The organism is Pseudomonas putida (assembly GCF_001976065.1).
Taxonomy (GTDB): domain Bacteria; phylum Pseudomonadota; class Gammaproteobacteria; order Pseudomonadales; family Pseudomonadaceae; genus Aquipseudomonas; species Aquipseudomonas serbica.
Map to the genome: position 1 here is coordinate 355,472 of NZ_MNAH01000004.1, position 16,781 is coordinate 372,252.

Consider the following 16,781-nt stretch of genomic DNA (forward strand, 5'->3'; position numbering starts at 1 on the left):
TGGCACCTAGCTGTTTCGGTGCGCCGAACGACGGATCAATCCGATGACCGGTAACAGCCCGACCAAAACCAGGGTCAAGGCCGGCAAAGACGCCCTCGCCCACTCGCCTTCACTGGTCATTTCGAAGATCCGCACCGCCAGCGTATCCCAGCCAAACGGCCGCATCAGCAGGGTCGCGGGCATTTCCTTGAGCACATCGACGAACACCAGCAAGGCCGCGCTCAACGAACCGGGGAGCAACAACGGCAGATACACTTTGAAAAACAGTCGCGGCCCACTGACGCCCAGGCTACGTGCCGCTTCGGGCAAAGATGGCCGTATTCGCGCCAGACTGCTTTCCAGCGGCCCGTAAGCCACGGCGATGAAGCGCACCAGATAGGCCAGCAGCAACGCCAGCAGGCTGCCCAGCAGCAACGGCTTGCCCGCACCGCCGAGCCAGCCGGAGAGCGGGATCACCAGCTCGCGATCCAGGTAACTGAACGCCAGCATGATCGACACCGCCAACACTGAACCGGGCAGAGCGTAGCCAAGATTGGCCAGGCTGACCCCGGCGCGGATCGCCCGGGTGGGCGCCAGCCGCCCGGCAAACGCCAATACCAGGGCGACACTGACGGTAATCAACGCCGCCATCGTCCCCAGGTACAACGTGTGGAGGATCAGGGCGGTGTAACGCTCGTCCAGATCCAGGCGCCCGCGCTGCCAGAACCACGCCACCAGCTGCAGCATCGGAATGACAAAGGCGCAGGCGAACACCAGAGCGCACCACCCCGTCGCCAACAGCGCCTTGAGCCCGCGCAGGTGGTACAACGCCTTGACCCGTGGCCGTTCGTTGCTGGCCCGATTGGCGCCGCGGGCACGCCGCTCGCCGTACAGCACGAGCATCACCACCAGCAGCAACAGGCTGGCCAGTTGTGCGGCGCTGGAGAGGCTGAAAAACCCGTACCAGGTCTTGTAGATGGCGGTGGTGAAGGTGTCGAAGTTGAATACCGATACGGCGCCGAAATCCGCCAGGGTTTCCATCAGCGCCAAGGCGACGCCAGCGCCGATGGCGGGACGCGCCATGGGCATGGCCACGCGCCAGAACGCTTGCCAGGGGGATTGACCGAGCACCCGCGCAGCTTCCATCAAGCCCTTGCCCTGGGCCAGGAACGCGGTGCGGGCGAGCAGATAAACGTAAGGGTAGAAAACCAGCACCAGGACCAGGATCACCCCGCCCGTGGAACGCACGCGCGGCAATCGCAGGCCGCTGCCGAACCACTCCCGCAACAGGGTCTGCACGGGGCCGGCAAAATCCAGCAAGCCGACAAAGACAAACGCCAGCACGTAGGCCGGGATTGCAAAGGGCAGCATCAGTGCCCAGTCCAGCCAACGCCGACCAGGGAATTCACAGAGACTGGTGAGCCAGGCCAGGCTCACCCCCAGGACCGTCACACCAACGCCGACACCGAGTACCAGGGTCAGGGTATTGCCCAGCAGGCGCGGCATCTGGGTTTCCCAGAGATGCGACCAGATCTGCTGGTCGATGGTTTGCCAGGACAGCAGCAATACGCTGAGTGGCAGCAGGACCAGCGCAGCGATGGCGAAGACCAGGGGATACCAGCGTCGTTGAGCGGGGTGGGCCAAGGAAAAGCTCTCGTTTAAATGATTGTGCCCACGCTCTGCGTGGGCACACACCTTGTGACGCTCTGCGTCACCCTTCGGCGACGCAGTATAACGATGGCGTCAGTTCCAGCCAGCCCGGTCCATCATGCGAATCGCTTCGGCCTGGCGCTTGCCGGCGACTTCCACCGGCAGGGTATCGGCGATGAACTTGCCCCATGCAGCGACCTCGGCGGAGGGCTGCACGGTCGGGTTGGCCGGGAATTCCTGGTTCACGTCGGCGAAGATCTTCTGCGCCTCAGGCGTGGTCATCCATTCCACCAGGGCCTTGGCCGCGTCCGGGTGCGGTGCGTGCTTGATCAGGCCGATGCCCGACAGGTTGACGTGCACGCCGCGATCCGCCTGGTTTGGCCAGAACAGTTTTACCGGCAGGTCCGGCTTCTGCTTGTGCAGGCGGCCGTAGTAGTAGGTGTTGACGATGCCGACGTCGCACTGGCCTGCATTGATGGCCTCGAGCACCGCCACGTCGTCGGAGAACACGTCGGTGGACAGGTTGTTGACCCAGCCCTTGAGAATCTGCTCGGTTTTCTCAGCGCCGTGCACTTCGATCATGGTGGCGGTCAGGGACTGGTTGTAGACCTTCTTCGCGGTGCGCAGGCACAGGCGACCTTCCCAGTTCTTGTCGGCCAGCGCTTCGTAGGTGGTCAGTTCGCCCGGTTTCACCCGGTCGGTGGAATAGGCAATGGTCCGCGCCCGCAGGCTCAAGCCGGTCCAGGCATGGGAGGCCGCACGGTATTGCAGCGGAATATTGGCATCGATGGTTTTCGAGGTGAAGGGCTGGAGGATGCCCATCTGCTCGGCTTGCCAGAGGTTACCGGCATCGACGGTCAGCAGCAGGTCGGCGGGCGTGTTCTCGCCCTCGGCCTTGATCCGCTGCATCAGCGGCGCTTCCTTGTCGGTGATGAACTTTACCTTCACCCCGGTTTTCGCGGTGTAGGCATCGAAGACTGGCTTGATCAGTTCGTCGATGCGCGAGGAGTAGACCACCACCTCGTCAGCGGCCTGGGCGGTGCTGCCGATCAGAGTCAGGGCCAGTGCGGTCAGTAGACGCTTCGGTGCCAACATGGGAGCGGTCTCTCGATTGAAAAAGTGAGGGCAAATGATAAGGACTCACATTTGCCTTCTCAATCGAACAGTTCGCGGAGGAGTTACCAGATGTTGCACGGCTAGAAATTAATGGTGGATGTGCCGACGCCTTCGCGAGCAAGCCCGCTCCCACATTTGAAATGCATTCCAATGTAGGAGTGGGCTTGCCCGCGAAGAGGCCAGCCGCCAAAACGAAGAAGTCAGGCCTTGGCGAGGGCCGGCAGATCCCCGATCAAACCCAGCGCCTCACGCACGAACAGCGCCTTGGCCTCGGGCATCGCGTCGACCATCTTCAACCCGGTATTACGCAACCAGCGCACCGGCAAGGGATCCGCCTGGAACAGCCGTTCAAAGCCTTCCATCGCCGCCATCAGCGCCAGGTTATGCGGCATGCGCCGACGTTCGTAACGGCTCAACACCTTCACATCCGCCAGGCGCTCGCCCCGGGTCGCTGCTTGCAGCAGCACTTCGGCCAGCACCGCAGCATCGAGGAAGCCGAGGTTCACACCCTGCCCGGCCAGCGGGTGAATGGTGTGCGCGGCGTCGCCAATCAGGGTCAGGCCCTCGGCCACGTAACGCTTGGCATGGCGCTGACGCAACGGCACGCACAGACGCGGGTCGGCGCTGAGTACGCTGCCGAGCCGGCCTTCGAAGGCCCGTTCCAGTTGGCGACAGAAGCTCTCGTCATCCAGCGCCATCAGGCGCTCGGCTTCGCTCGGAGTAGTCGACCAGACGATCGAGCACCAGTCCTGCTGCCCATCACGCTCGAGCGGCAGGAACGCCAGCGGACCATTGTCGGTAAACCGCTGCCAGGCGGTCGCTTGATGGGGTTTGGAGCTGCGCACACTGGTGACGATGGCGTGGTGCAGGTAATCCCACTCCCGCGTGGCGACACCGGCCAGGCGCCGCACCGCCGAGTTGGCGCCATCCGCCGCGATCACCAGCGGCGCGCGCAAGGTACGGCCATCGGCCAGGGTCAGCAGCCAGTCGTCGCCGGAGCGACGCATTTGCTCCAGGCGCGCATTGGCCAGCATGCCCAGGTCACAGTCGTGCAAACGGTCGAGCAAGGCATCCTGGACTACGCGGTTCTCGACGATATGACCCAGCGTTTCAGCATGCACGCTGGCCGCCGAAAAGTGGATTTGCCCGGTACCGCTGCCATCCCAGACGTGCATCTCGCTGTAGGGACTGCTGCGCCGGCTGGCGATGCCGTCCCAGACTCCCAGGCGTTCGAGAATTCGCTGGCTGGCAATGGACAATGCACTCACCCGCGGCTCGAATGGCGCCTGCGGGTCATAGGGTTTGACGCTCATTGGGCTGCCATCGAGCAGCAGGACTTGCAGCCCACTGCCCTGCAACGCCAGCGCCAGGGCGCTGCCGACCATTCCGGCCCCGACAATCAGCAGATCTGCGCGCATTTCCATGCTTTAAGCCTGTCTCGCTTGCGGCTTGAGCCGCACGTAAAGGGTTTTTCCGACGCGCGCCACCAGGTTGCCGGCGCCGTCATGAATGTCGACCTGCAGTTGCGGCAGGTACTTTTTGCCATCCGCCGTCTGCCGCCGGATCTCATCGAGCAGGGTGTCGTCGATGTTGAAACGGGCGAACACTGGCCCCTTGCCCGGCGCAATGAAATCGATGTCGGCGGCCTTGTCCCAGACGATGTACTCGCGACCGAGGTTTTCCATCAGCATCAGCATGAAGAACGGGTCGACCATCGAGTACAGGCTGCCACCGAACTGCGTGCCGACGTAATTGCGGTTGTACCAACTCAGGCCCATGGACACCTGGACGTCACGAAAGTCATCGCTGATGTGCCGAATGCGAACTCCGGCGCCAAGGTACGGCGGGTAGAGGTTCATGAACCAGCACATCAAGCGGGCCTTGCCAAACCTGCGGGTCAGCCACTTAAACATCAGGACGGGTACCCAGGCCCATGGCCTGCCGGGCGAACCAGCGCTTGGCCGGCGGCAGCAGATCAAGACCGAGCAGGCCCAGGTTGCGACCCAGTGACACCAGGGGCTGCGTGCTGCCGAACAGGCGCGTGACCTGGTCGGAGAAGCCCACGGTGAGGTTCTGGTCCAGGCGCTGGCGCTCGCGGTAATCCTGCAAGGTGGCGAAGTCCCCCGGCAGCTGGTCGCTGGCGAGCAACGCATCGGCCAGCGCCTGGGTATCACGCAGGGACAGATTGAACCCCTGGCCGGCAATCGGATGCAGGCTGTGGGCAGCATTGCCGAGCACCACCAGGTGCGAGCGCACCTGCTCTTCGGCCTCTACCAGCGCCAGCGGATACAGGTGCCGGACACCGACTTGCTTCAAGGTACCGAGGCGATAACCGAACACGCCCTGCAACTCGCTCAGGAAACTGCGCTCATCAAGGGCGGCCAGGCGTTGCGCATCCATGCCCTGGCGCGTCCAGACCAGCGCACAGCGGTTGTCCGGCAACGGCAGCAACGCCATCGGGCCGTCGTCGGTGAAACGTTCGAACGCCATTCCGTCATGGGCTTCACTCGGGGTGATGTTGGCGATCAGCGCACTCTGGTTGTACGGGCGTTTCCTGATGCCAATGCCCAGCTGCTCGCGCAGGCCGGAACGACCACCATCGGCGAGCACCGCGAGATCGCAATCGAGCGTGGTTTCGTCATTCAGGGTCAGGCGATAGCCGTCGGTGAGCGGTTCCATGCGCGTGACTTCCGCGGGGCAACGCCAACTGATTACGTCCTTGTCCAGGCCTTGCCACAGACAATGGCCGAGCCAGGCGTTTTCCACCACATAACCCAGCGCCGGAACGCCCTCTTCCATCGCTGACAGTCTCGCCGTGGAAAAACGCCCACGGTCAGAGACGTGAATCTGCTTGATCGGCTCGGCGCGACGGGAGATTTCCTGCCAGACGCCCAAGCGCTGATAAATCTGCCGGGCACCGAAGGACAACGCTGTGGAACGCGCGTCGTAACTGGGTTGATAGGCGTCACCGGGGGCAAAGGGTTCGATCAACACGATCTTCCAGCCACGGGCCTTGGCACCGGCCTGCAAGGCCAACGCCAGACTGGCGCCGACCAGGCCGCCGCCAATAATTGCCAGATTGACTCGACTCATGCCGCTTGTGTCCGTGCTTGCGCCATCAGGGCCTCGATTTCGGCGACCGTTCTTGGCACGCCTTTGGTGAGGATTTCACAGCCGGTTTTAGTGACCACGACGTCGTCCTCGATGCGCACGCCAATGCCGCGCCACTTCTTCGCCACGTTCTGGTTGTCCGCAGCGATGTAGATTCCCGGTTCCACGGTCAGCGCCATGCCGACTTCCAGCACGCGCCATTCGCCGCCGACCTTGTACTCGCCAACGTCGTGCACATCCATGCCCAGCCAATGGCCAGCGCGGTGCATGTAAAACGCCTTGTAGGCTTCGCTGGCGATCAGATCAGAGACCTCGCCCTGCAAAATCCCAAGCTCGACCAGACCGGCGGTAATCACCCGGACCGTGGCTTCGTGCGCCTGATTCCAGTGTTTGTTCGGGGCAATCTCGGCAAACGCCGCTTCCTGGGCAGCCAGCACCAACTCGTAGATCGCTTTCTGTTCCACGGAATACTTGCCGTTGACCGGCCAGGTGCGAGTGATGTCGCTGGCGTAGCAGTCGATTTCGCACCCGGCGTCGATCAGCACCAGATCGCCGTCCTTGAGCAGCGCGTCATTCTGCTGGTAGTGCAGGATGCAGCTGTTGCGCCCTGCCGCGACGATCGAGCCGTAGGCCGGCATCTTCGCCCCACCCTTGCGGAACTCGTAATCGAGCTCGGCTTCAAGGCTGAACTCATGCAACCCGACACGGCTGGCCTGCATCGCGCGCACGTGCGCCTGGGCGGAAATCCGCGCGGCTTCGCGCATCACCTTCACTTCCGCCGCCGATTTATACAGGCGCATGTCGTGCAGCAGATGATCCAGGGCAACATATTCGTTCGGCGGCTGGGCGCCGAGGTTGGCCTTGGAGCGGATCACGTTGATCCAGTCCATCAGGTGCCGGTCGAATTCCGGGTTGCTGCCCATGGCCGAATACACCCGGTCGCGGCCTTCGATCAGACCGGGCAGGATGTCGTCGATATCGGTGATCGGGAAAGCGTCGTCGGCACCGAAGTCGCGAATCGCCCCCTCTTGCCCCGCCCGCAGGCCATCCCACAACTCGCGTTCGGCGTTGCGTTCACGGCAGAACAGGATGTATTCACCATGCAGACGCCCCGGAATCAGGACCAGCACAGCCTGAGGCTCGGGAAAACCACTGAGGTACTGGAAGTCGCTGTCCTGACGGTAGACGTGCTCGACATCGCGGTTACGGATGGCCACCGCGGCAGCGGGCAGGATGGCGATGCTGTTGGGTTCCATCTGCGCCATCAGGGCCTTGCGGCGACGGCTGTATTCCGATTTAGGGATATGAATCATGGGCAGATGGCTTTCCCTGGCAAACGATTAGTGCAGCGACGGCTTGGCGGCAGCCGCCACGTCTTTCTTGGTTTCGGAGAACAGCAGCAGCGGTGCAATACGCACGTACTCCATGACTTCCATATAGTCGCTTTCGCCGTCGTCGGACTCTTCCAGTGCGTCTTGTACCTGGGAAATGGCCGCCAGGTCCTGCAACACTTCGGTGGCCTCCAGGCTCAGGCTGCTGCTGTCGCGGCAGTTCAAGCCGAAACCGCTGAGGAAACCCTGGCACCATTGGCCCAGTGCCGCGGCACGGTCGGTGAGCGGGGCATCGTCGGTCGGCAGCAACAGGACCACGGTCACGTCGTCGCCGGTGAGCTCGCCCTTGACCATTTCCTGCAGGCCGATCAAGGCGTTACGAACGTTGTCCTGAGGCTCTGTTTCAAGCAGTTCGGCGGCGTCGATCAGCCAGCCTTCGACCTCGAAGCCGGCGCCGGCGCAGCTGCGGCCGAGCAACAGGCCGTGCAGTTCGGCAGGCGAGACGTTATGACCGCTGGAAGTCAGCAGGGTGGCGAAGGCTTGGTACGGGGAATTCTGAATGGTCATGGGTAGCTAGGCGCCAGACGGCGCTATGTCTAGAATGAAGGCCTTGTATCCTACATCGACTACCCCTGTAGGAGCGAGCTTGGTCGCGATGGTCGTCAACGAAACGCTGGGTACCTGACACCCCGCTGCGTTCTCAACCTCATCGCGAGAAAGCTCACTCCTCCAGTCCTGCAGTCCAACCCATCAGACAGTGAAGACAATGGAAGACACCGACCTGCAAGCGCTGATGGCCAGACTCGAACTGCTGATTACCCGAGTCGAGCAACTTAAGAGCCAAAACGGACTCTTACTAGCTCAGGAAAAGACCTGGCGCGAGGAACGCGCGCACCTCATTGAAAAAAACGAAATCGCCCGGCGTAAGGTCGAATCGATGATTTCGCGCCTCAAGGCCCTGGAGCAAGACTCATGAGTTCAAGCAATAGCGTCACAGTGCAGATCCTCGACAAAGAATACTCGATCATCTGCCCCCAGGAAGAACGCAGCAACCTGGTGAGCGCTGCGCGCTACCTGGACGGCAAGATGCGCGAAATCCGCAGCAGCGGCAAAGTCATTGGTGCCGATCGCATCGCCGTGATGGCCGCGCTGAACATCACCCACGACCTGCTGCACAAGGAAGAGCGACCGGACATCCAGGCCAGCGGTTCGACCCGCGAACAGGTGCGCGACCTGCTCGATCGCGTCGATCTGGTGCTCGCCACTGATCCGGATGTCACCAAAGGCTGATTCGCGTCACCGCTTGCGGTATACTCTGATCACTCCCTGGGGTGCTTGCCAGTTGGCGATGTCCCTGAGCCGATTTGCTATACCCTGGAGGTTGCACGTTGGGCTGGTGTGCATGTCCGCTAGACGGAAAGCCTGAAAGCCTACTGCATCTTCCACCTTGAACTTTCGGGTTCAAGGGCTAAGTCGACAGCGGTACATCCGGGGAGCCTGATTCCAGTCCGATGCCGGTTTAAATACCGGCATCGGCGTTTTTACGGATACGATTTACGTAACCGTATTGCCGAAGCCCGAATCCATGACCGAACCTGCGCTGCTCCCTCGCCCGCAACTTCGACGCATGTTGCGCAAGGCCCGCCGCGCACTGACACCCAGTCAGCAACGCCAGGCGGCTCGTGGGCTGTACAAGCAATTGGCCCAGCAACCTTTGTTCCGCCGCGCCAGGCACATCTCTCTTTATCTGCCCACCGACGGTGAAATCGACCCGCGCCTATTGCTGCGCGCGGCTCAACGTCGCGGCAAGGCTACCTATCTACCGGTACTCAGTGCCTGGCCGCGCACCAAGATGGTGTTCCAGCGAATCCGCCCCGGCGAAAAACTCAAGCCCAATCGCTTCCGCATCCTGGAACCCAGGCACAACCTTGCCCGGCAACGCAAAGTCTGGGCACTGGATCTGGTGCTGCTGCCTTTGGTGGGATTTGACGATGTCGGCGGCCGCCTGGGCATGGGCGGCGGTTTCTATGATCGAAGCCTGGCCTACCTGGCGCGCCGCAATGACTGGCGCAAGCCGACGTTGCTGGGGCTGGCCCATGAATGTCAGAAGGTCGAACGACTGGCTCAAGCGAGCTGGGATGTGCCGTTGCAGGGAACGGTGACGGACAAGGCCTGGTATTACTCAGGCTAGACGCCACCGGGATCAGCGGCGTCGAAAAGCGCGGATCAGCGTTTGAAGGCTGTCGACTGTTGTTGCAGTGACGAGATTTCAACCGGTGCATCGGTCTTGTTGCCCCACAGGCTTTGGGCATAGCCAGTGGTCACGACGCCGAGGCCGAACAAAATAACCAAAATCCATAGTAAATCCGGTTTGCGTTTCATCGATTGCCCCCCAAAGGCATATCAACACGATGACAGCAGCGGTTTCCGTTTGTAGGCCGTGCAGCAGCGTCAAGCTTGAAAGGCCGGCATTTTGCGACAACGAGAACCGGCACGCAAATGCTGACGTCAACCGACTGTCGGTTTGTCATAAAATTGCCCGACAACCTTTCCACCCACTTCGCAAGGAGCCAGAACCATGGCCTATTGGCTGATGAAATCCGAGCCCGACGAACTCTCGATCAAAGACTTGGAGAAGCTTGGCAAAGCGCGCTGGGACGGGGTTCGCAACTATCAGGCGCGTAATTTCCTGCGTGCCATGGCGGTGGGGGACGAGTTCTTTTTCTATCACTCGAGCTGCCCGGAGCCGGGAATTGCCGGGATTGGCAAGATTGTCAAAGCCGCCTACCCGGACCCGACGGCGTTGGAAACAGAGAGCCATTACTACGATCCGAAGGCCACTGCCGAGAAAAACCCCTGGAGCGCGATCGATGTCGCGCATGTTGAAACGTTTACCAAGGTGTTGAAGCTGGATTATCTAAAACAGCAAACGGCGCTGGCCGAGATGCCACTGGTGCAGAAGGGCTCAAGACTATCGGTGATGCCGGTGACTGCCGAGCAGTGGGCAGCAGTGCTTGATCTACGCTAAATGATGCATAACCGCCGGGCATTCTGGCTTACCTTGGCAACAGGTCCGACTTGACCCTCAGTTGACTATCATCAAGGTGCTCAAATGCGTTCCTGCCAGACTGGAACGCTATGGAAGCAGGATGCCGACATGTCAACGCACAGCCGCTCTTCGCTGTTCTTCGTTTTTTTATTGGGGGCCGTGCTGGTCGCCGCCGCAGGGTTGGGTTATTGGCGGTCGACCGTTAACCGACTGCCCGAAGGGTTGCATGTCGGCAATGGTCGACTTGAAGCCACTGAAGTGCAGATCGCCAGCAAAACACCCGGTCGATTGGCTGAAGTGCTGGTGGACGAGGGTGACAAGGTAACCCGCGGCCAGCTATTGGCCCGCATGGACACCCGGACCCTCGAGGCCCAGCGCAACCAGGCGGAAGCCGAAGTGATACGCGTCCGGGAAAATCTTTCCGCGGCCCAGGCCAATGTGAAACTGCGCCAGAGCGAGCAACTGCTAGCCCAACAAGAGCTCAAACGCTCCCAGGCGTTGTTCAATCGTGGTTTCGCCAGCGGCCAGATCATCGACCAGCAGCAGTCTCGCTTCGACACAGCCAACGCGGCTGTGACCGCGGCCCGCGCCCAGGTGTCCGCCGTCGGTGCAGCCATTGGTGCGGCACAGGCACAAGTGGCTCAGTTGAACAGTGAAATCGACGACAGCAGTTTGCGGGCCCCCATCGACGGGATCATTCAGCTTCGCATGGCCGAACCGGGAGAAGTGATCGGCGCCGGAGGGCGAGTGTTGTTGCTGATCGACCCGAACGACCAATACATGAACCTCTATCTTGCAGCATCCGTCGCCGGACGCCTGGCGGTCGGCGATGAAGCGCGAATCCTGCTGGACGCCCTGCCCGACCAACCGCTGCCGGCAAAAATCAGTTTCGTGGCAGCCAAGTCGCAGTTCACGCCCAAAGAAGTCGAGACCCGCGACGAACGTCAGAAGCTGGTGTTTCGGGTCAAGCTACATTTGACCCACCCCAGCGCCATCCCCCAGGCCAAACCGGGAATGCCCGGTAATGGCTACGTGCGTACTGCTGCCATCGACTGGCCGGCCAACCTGCAATGACCGGCCTGGCACTGCATGCCAATCGCCTTCAGCACCGCTATGGCGAACGTCATGCGCTGACCGACATCACGCTCAGCCTACCCACCGGCACCCGATGTGGATTGATTGGTCCGGATGCCGCCGGTAAATCCAGCTTGCTGGGGCTGATCGCGGGTGTGAAGACGCTACAGCAAGGCCAACTGGAAGTGCTCGGTGGCTCGATCCGGGATCGGCACCACCGCAACAGCCTCTACACCCGTATCGCGTTCATGCCTCAAGGACTGGGTGGCAACCTGTACCCTGATCTGTCGATTCGCGAGAACATTCACTTCTTCGCCACACTGTTCGGGCTGTCCAGGGCACAAAGCAATCAGCGCATGCACAGCCTGCTGCTCGCCACCGACCTGCTGCGATTTGCCGAGCGCCCGGCCGGCAAGCTGTCGGGTGGCATGAAACAGAAGCTCGGCCTTTGTTGCGCACTGATCCATGAGCCGGACTTGTTGATCCTCGATGAGCCGACCACTGGCGTCGATCCCTTGTCCCGACGGCATTTCTGGGAGTTGATCGACGACGTTCGGCGCCAACGCCCGCAATTGACGCTACTGGTCGCTACCGCCTACATGGAAGAGGCCGAACAGTTCGAACACTGCCTGATGCTCGATGGCGGCAAGCTGATCGCCGCCGGTTTGAGCCGTGACCTGCGGGCGGTAACCCCCAGTGGCAAGCTCGATGAAGCCTTCACCCACTTTCAGGGCGACAGTGGCCACGATAACCAGCCGCTGGTGATTCCTGCGCGAACCAACGCTACTGCCGACATCGCTATCCAGGCCCATGACCTGACCCTGCGCTTCGGCGATTTCACGGCAGTGGACAAGGTCAGCTTCGCCATCGGCCGCGGCGAGATCTTCGGGTTCCTGGGCTCCAATGGCTGTGGCAAAACCACCACCATGAAGGTGCTTACAGGGCTGATCCCGGCCAGCGGGGGCAGTGCCACGCTGCTGGGCAACCCTGTGAACGCCAAGGATCTGCGCACCCGCAAGCGCGTTGGATTCATGTCTCAGAGTTTCTCGCTCTACGGCGAACTCAGCGTGCGGCAGAACCTGGAATTGCACGCCAGACTGTTCGATCTGGCCCAAGCCGACAGTACTCAACGCATCGACGAACTGATCCAGCGCTTCAGCCTTGCCAGCGTCGCCCATCAGCCGTCCGGTGCAATGCCATTGGGTCTGCGTCAACGGCTATCCCTGGCCGTGGCGGTCCTGCATCGCCCGGAAGTGCTCATCCTCGACGAACCCACCTCCGGCGTCGACCCGGCGGCGCGGGACGATTTCTGGCGATTGCTGCTCGAACTGTCCCGCGAACAAGGCGTGACGATCTTCCTGTCCACCCACTTCATGAATGAAGCCCAGCGCTGCGACCGCATCTCATTGATGCACGCAGGCAAGGTACTGGCCTGTGACACCCCGGCAGCACTGCAACAGCAGTTCAAAAGCCAGACGCTAGAGGCCGCATTCGTCACCTGCCTGGAACAGGCCCAGAGCCCAGTCGAAACTGCAGCGCCACCGGCGCCCATCGACACCACGAGGGCGCCCACCACATCGATGATTGAGCGCCGCTTCAGTATTGGGCGGCTGCGGGCGTTGGCGGGTCGTGAAGGCAAGGAATTGCTGCGCGATAGAGTACGCCTGGCCTTCGCTCTGCTCGGGGCGATGTTCATGATGGTGATTTTCGGCTACGGGATCTCCCTGGACGTCGAGAATCTCGCCTTCGCCGTCTACGACCAGGATCAGACCCCGCAAAGCCGGGCTTACCTGGAGGCCTTTCGCGGTTCCCGTTACTTCGACGAGCAGCCCCCGATAGGCGATCCAGCGCAGTTGCATCGACGATTACAGCGCTCGGAGATCAAACTGGCGCTGCAGATCCCGCCCGGATTCGGCCGGGATCTGTTCGCCGGTCGCCAACCCACGGTGGCGGCCTGGCTCGAGGGTGGCATGCCGTTTCGCGCCGAAACCAGCCGCAATTATGTGGAAGCGGTACACCAGGCTAACCTGGAGCAGTTGGCGGACCAGTCCAGTCCCGCGCCGTCCCGGCAAGCGCCAGCCAAACTGCAAACACGTTTCCGCTACAACCAGGATGTCGTCAGCGTCAACGCCATCGGCCCCGGAGTGATGGCACTGATCCTGGCGTTCATCCCGGCCATGCTGACGGCGCTGGGCATCGTGCGAGAGAAGGAACTGGGCTCGATCACCAACTTCTACGCCACACCGCTGACCCGCCTGGAGTTCCTGTTAGGTAAACAAGTCCCGTATCTGGCCGTCAGCCTGATCAATCTCGCCGTGCTGACCGCCATGAACCGCTGGCTGTTCGGCGTCCCTTTCAAGGGCAGTGCACTGACCCTGGCTTTCGGCGGATTGCTCTACGTGCTGGCAACCACCAGCATGGGTCTGTTGATTTCGTCATTCACCCGAACCCAGATCGCCGCGATTCTCGGCACCATGATCATCACCAGCCTGCCGACCATCCAGTTTTCCGGCTTGATCGTGCCGCGGTCGTCGCTAGAGGGTGCGGCCGCGGTCATGGGGATGATGTTTCCGGCAGGCTATTTTCTCGATATCGCCGTCGGCACCTTTACCAAGGCGCTGGATATCCGACAGTTGTGGCCGCAATGCCTGGCACTGTTCGGATTCTTTCTCGGGTTCACCGGCTTGAGCCTGGCCATGCTGAAAAAGCAGGAGGTCTGATGCACAAGCTTGCGCACATCCTGCGACTTGGCCTCAAGGAGCTCTCGAGCCTGCAACATGACAACGTATTGCTGCTGTTCCTGTTCTACGCCTTCACGGTAGCGATCTACATGCCGGCCGCAGGCTCAGTGATCGGTGTGCACAACGCCAGTGTGGCCATGGTCGATGAAGATCACAGCCCTCTGTCACGCCAACTGGCCCAGGTCCTGCGGCCGCCGGAATTTCAACCGCCGGTACCGCTGCCTTATGACCAAATGGACGAGGTGCTGGACAGTGGGCGGTACACCTTCGTGATCAATGTTCCAGCCAATTTTCAGGCCGATCTGTTGGGCGGTCACCAGCCAGCACTGCAGGTCAACGTTGATGCCACCGCCATGAGCCAGGCGTTCATGGGTGCTGGCTATATCGGGCGGATTTTCCAGCGCGAACTGTTGAACTACAGTGGCCAGGGCGATGCGGCGAGCCAGGCCCCCGTGCTGCTGACGACACGAGCGCTGTTCAATGCCAACCTGGAGGGTGGCTGGTTCCTGGCGGTCATCCAGATCGTCAACAACATCACGATCCTGGCCATCATCCTGACGGGCACAGCACTGCTGCGTGAACGCGAGCATGGCACCCTGGATCATTTGCTGGTGCTGCCACTGACGGCACTGGAAATCATGCTGGCAAAAGTCTGGAGCAACATGCTGGTGGTGGTGCTCTGCACCTGGGTATCGCTGGAAGTCATCGTCAAAGGCGCCCTGGGCGTGCCACTGGCGGGCTCCATGAGCTTTTTCCTGCTGGTAACGGCGGTTTATCTGTTCGCCAGCACGGCGCTGGGAATATTCCTCGCGACCCTGGCCCGCTCGACACCGCAGTTCGGCTTATTGGCAATTCCGGTGATCATCCCCATGCTGCTGCTTTCCGGCGGCAGCACGCCCCTCGACAGCATGCCGCAATGGCTGCAATGGGTGATGCAGGGCTCGCCATCGACGCACTTCGTCAGCCTCAGCGCCGCGATTCTTTTTCGCGACGCCGGCATCGATGTCGTCTGGCCGGACTTGCTGGCATTAAGCGGCATCGGCCTGCTGTTCTTTACCATTGCGCTGATGCGGTTTCGCAAGAGCCTGGCGTCCTGATGAACGAGTAAAGAGCCACTCTCGCAACGAGGCCCGCCAGGACAGCAAAAAGCTTATTGGATGATCAGGTTGTTGAACAACAGATCCTCAACCACCGGCTTGCCCGTTTCATCATTCATGATCTGCTGGGTCTGCTTCAACGCTTCCTGACGCAGCTTTTCCTTGGCCTCGACATTGTTCATCGTCTCGGTGGACTGCTGGGCAAACAACGCCACCAGTTGATTGCGAATCAGCGGCTCGTTGGCCTTGACCGCCTTGGCGGCCTCGTCGCCGGTCACACGCAAGGCCACATCGGCCTTGTAGACCTTGAGCTTGGGCGTGCCATCCAGTCCGTAGTTGCCCACGAACGGCGGGCTCAAGGTGACATAATTGACCTTTGGCGCCACCTCTTCCTTGGCTTCCTCGGCCACCGCCGCCACAGGCAGGGACAGGGCCAGCAACAACATGATCCACGCTTTCACAATTCGCTCCTTATCCGGTTTGCGGCCCAGCATAACCACCCGCCACGCCAACACAAGCTTATGGCTGACTATCAGGGTCGGGCATGCTCGTTGACCCGTCGACTCACACACCTACACTTATCGGCCATCACTCCAAAAGGAATAGCCCTGATGAAAGCCGTGCTGTGCAAAGCCTTCGGTCCTGCCGAATCGCTGGTACTGGAAGACGTCGCCAGTCCTGTCGCGAAGAAGAACGAAATCCTGCTGGAGGTGCATGCCGCCGGGGTGAACTTCCCCGACACGCTGATCATCGAGGGCAAGTACCAGTTCAAACCGCCCTTCCCTTTTTCCCCGGGCGGTGAAGCCGCTGGCGTCGTCAGCGAAGTGGGCGAAAAAGTCAGCCACCTGAAGGTTGGCGATCGGGTCATGGCCCTGACCGGCTGGGGCAGTTTTGCCGAACAGGTCGCGGTACCCGGTTACAACGTGTTGCCGATCCCGCCCTCCATGGACTTCAACACCGCCGCCGCCTTCAGCATGACCTATGGCACCTCGATGCACGCCCTCAAGCAACGCGGCAACCTGCAACCCGGCGAAACCCTGCTGGTATTGGGCGCCTCCGGCGGTGTCGGCCTGGCGGCAGTAGAGATCGGCAAGGCCATGGGCGCCCGGGTGATCGCCGCGGCCAGCAGCGCGGAAAAACTCGCCGTGGCCAAGGCCGCGGGTGCCGATGAACTGATCAACTACAGCGAAACCAGCCTCAAGGACGAAATCAAACGCCTGACCGACGGCCAGGGTGCCGACGTGATCTACGACCCTGTGGGTGGCGACCTGTTCGACCAGGCCATCCGCGCCATCGCCTGGAACGGCCGCCTGCTGGTGGTCGGCTTTGCCAGCGGACGCATCCCCGAACTGCCGGTGAACCTGGCACTGCTCAAAGGTGCGGCGGTGCTCGGCGTGTTCTGGGGCTCGTTCGCCCAACGCCAGCCGCAGGATAACGCCGCCAACTTCCAGCAGCTGTTTGACTGGTTTGCCGAGGGCAAGTTGAAGCCGCTGGTGTCGCAGGTGTATCCGTTGAGCAATGCGGCGCAGGCCATCAATGATCTTGGCCAGCGCAAGGCTGTCGGGAAGGTGGTGGTGCAGGTTCGCTGATTTCCAATGGCAAAAAGGCCAGAACAACTCTGTAGTTGTTCTGG

At 61.3% G+C, this 16,781-nt stretch carries 17 protein-coding genes and 1 other RNA gene; 9 read left to right on the forward strand and 9 right to left on the reverse strand.

All coding sequences use genetic code 11. The annotated features are described in order from the left end of the window. Positions 1-6 precede the first annotated feature (6 nt). The 7 genes from BKX96_RS16865 to BKX96_RS16895 all read right to left on the reverse strand — a co-directional run bounded on the left by BKX96_RS16865 (position 7) and on the right by BKX96_RS16895 (position 7,754). On the reverse strand, positions 7-1,623 hold the full coding sequence (locus BKX96_RS16865; protein ID WP_046818437.1) for an ABC transporter permease: 1,617 nt from the start codon (positions 1,621-1,623) through the stop codon (positions 7-9). A gap of 99 nt (positions 1,624-1,722) precedes the next feature. Continuing rightward, a complete protein-coding gene (locus BKX96_RS16870) occupies positions 1,723-2,724 on the reverse strand; it encodes an extracellular solute-binding protein (RefSeq protein WP_077184810.1) in 1,002 nt (333 codons plus the stop codon). Positions 2,725-2,945: 221 nt separating this feature from the next. Further along, complete coding sequence (locus tag BKX96_RS16875; RefSeq protein WP_179092160.1) at positions 2,946-4,163, reverse strand: 2-octaprenyl-3-methyl-6-methoxy-1,4-benzoquinol hydroxylase; 1,218 nt, start codon at positions 4,161-4,163, stop codon at positions 2,946-2,948. 9 nt (positions 4,164-4,172) lie between these two features. Next, entirely contained in the window at positions 4,173-4,658 is a 486-nt protein-coding gene (locus BKX96_RS16880; RefSeq protein ID WP_077184816.1) for a DUF4442 domain-containing protein, read from the reverse strand. After that, positions 4,651-5,838, reverse strand: a complete 1,188-nt coding sequence (gene ubiH / locus BKX96_RS16885) for a 2-octaprenyl-6-methoxyphenyl hydroxylase (RefSeq protein WP_077184819.1) — start codon at positions 5,836-5,838, stop codon at positions 4,651-4,653. Before ubiH ends, BKX96_RS16880 begins: the two co-directional genes overlap by 8 nt. After that, positions 5,835-7,169 carry a Xaa-Pro aminopeptidase gene (gene pepP, locus BKX96_RS16890; protein ID WP_046818442.1) on the reverse strand — a complete coding sequence of 445 codons (1,335 nt, stop codon included), beginning with the start codon at positions 7,167-7,169 and terminating at the stop codon, positions 5,835-5,837. Before pepP ends, ubiH begins: the two co-directional genes overlap by 4 nt. Before the next feature lie 27 nt (positions 7,170-7,196). Beyond that, a complete protein-coding gene (locus BKX96_RS16895) occupies positions 7,197-7,754 on the reverse strand; it encodes a YecA/YgfB family protein (protein ID WP_046818443.1) in 558 nt (185 codons plus the stop codon). A 199-nt stretch (positions 7,755-7,953) separates the two neighbouring features. Between BKX96_RS16895 and BKX96_RS16900 the strand changes: the two genes are divergently transcribed. The 4 genes from BKX96_RS16900 (at position 7,954) to BKX96_RS16915 (ending at position 9,378) form a co-directional block, all read left to right on the forward strand. Further along, positions 7,954-8,163, forward strand: a complete 210-nt coding sequence (locus tag BKX96_RS16900) for a TIGR02449 family protein (RefSeq protein ID WP_007982902.1) — start codon at positions 7,954-7,956, stop codon at positions 8,161-8,163. Continuing rightward, a complete protein-coding gene (locus BKX96_RS16905) occupies positions 8,160-8,477 on the forward strand; it encodes a cell division protein ZapA (RefSeq protein WP_008055229.1) in 318 nt (105 codons plus the stop codon). The genes BKX96_RS16900 and BKX96_RS16905 overlap by 4 nt, the downstream gene beginning before the upstream one ends. Before the next feature lie 30 nt (positions 8,478-8,507). Further along, positions 8,508-8,686, forward strand: a non-coding RNA gene (ssrS, locus tag BKX96_RS16910) — 6S RNA. Between the two features lie 86 nt (positions 8,687-8,772). Beyond that, positions 8,773-9,378, forward strand: coding sequence for a 5-formyltetrahydrofolate cyclo-ligase (locus BKX96_RS16915; RefSeq protein ID WP_046818444.1), 606 nt, complete (start codon positions 8,773-8,775; stop codon positions 9,376-9,378). 35 nt (positions 9,379-9,413) lie between these two features. On the opposite strand, the gene BKX96_RS32870 is transcribed toward BKX96_RS16915, so the two are convergent. Continuing rightward, positions 9,414-9,569, reverse strand: coding sequence for a hypothetical protein (locus tag BKX96_RS32870; protein ID WP_162837840.1), 156 nt, complete (start codon positions 9,567-9,569; stop codon positions 9,414-9,416). Positions 9,570-9,765: 196 nt separating this feature from the next. Here BKX96_RS32870 and BKX96_RS16920 point away from each other — a divergent pair, with 196 nt between their 5' ends. The 4 genes from BKX96_RS16920 (at position 9,766) to BKX96_RS16935 (ending at position 15,148) form a co-directional block, all read left to right on the forward strand. Continuing rightward, entirely contained in the window at positions 9,766-10,215 is a 450-nt protein-coding gene (locus tag BKX96_RS16920; RefSeq protein WP_077184822.1) for an EVE domain-containing protein, read from the forward strand. A 129-nt stretch (positions 10,216-10,344) separates the two neighbouring features. After that, complete coding sequence (locus BKX96_RS16925) at positions 10,345-11,310, forward strand: HlyD family secretion protein (RefSeq protein WP_077184825.1); 966 nt, start codon at positions 10,345-10,347, stop codon at positions 11,308-11,310. After that, positions 11,307-14,030, forward strand: coding sequence for a ribosome-associated ATPase/putative transporter RbbA (gene rbbA / locus BKX96_RS16930; RefSeq protein WP_077184828.1), 2,724 nt, complete (start codon positions 11,307-11,309; stop codon positions 14,028-14,030). The genes BKX96_RS16925 and rbbA overlap by 4 nt, the downstream gene beginning before the upstream one ends. Further along, positions 14,030-15,148 carry an ABC transporter permease gene (locus BKX96_RS16935; protein WP_046818448.1) on the forward strand — a complete coding sequence of 373 codons (1,119 nt, stop codon included), beginning with the start codon at positions 14,030-14,032 and terminating at the stop codon, positions 15,146-15,148. Before rbbA ends, BKX96_RS16935 begins: the two co-directional genes overlap by 1 nt. A 53-nt stretch (positions 15,149-15,201) precedes the next feature. Here the strand turns inward: BKX96_RS16935 and BKX96_RS16940 are convergent, their stop codons facing one another. Then, positions 15,202-15,609, reverse strand: coding sequence for a flagellar basal body-associated protein FliL (locus BKX96_RS16940; protein WP_046818724.1), 408 nt, complete (start codon positions 15,607-15,609; stop codon positions 15,202-15,204). Between the two features lie 150 nt (positions 15,610-15,759). Here BKX96_RS16940 and BKX96_RS16945 point away from each other — a divergent pair, with 150 nt between their 5' ends. Further along, complete coding sequence (locus BKX96_RS16945; RefSeq protein WP_046818449.1) at positions 15,760-16,737, forward strand: NADPH:quinone oxidoreductase family protein; 978 nt, start codon at positions 15,760-15,762, stop codon at positions 16,735-16,737. The last annotated feature ends 44 nt before the right edge of the window (positions 16,738-16,781 follow it).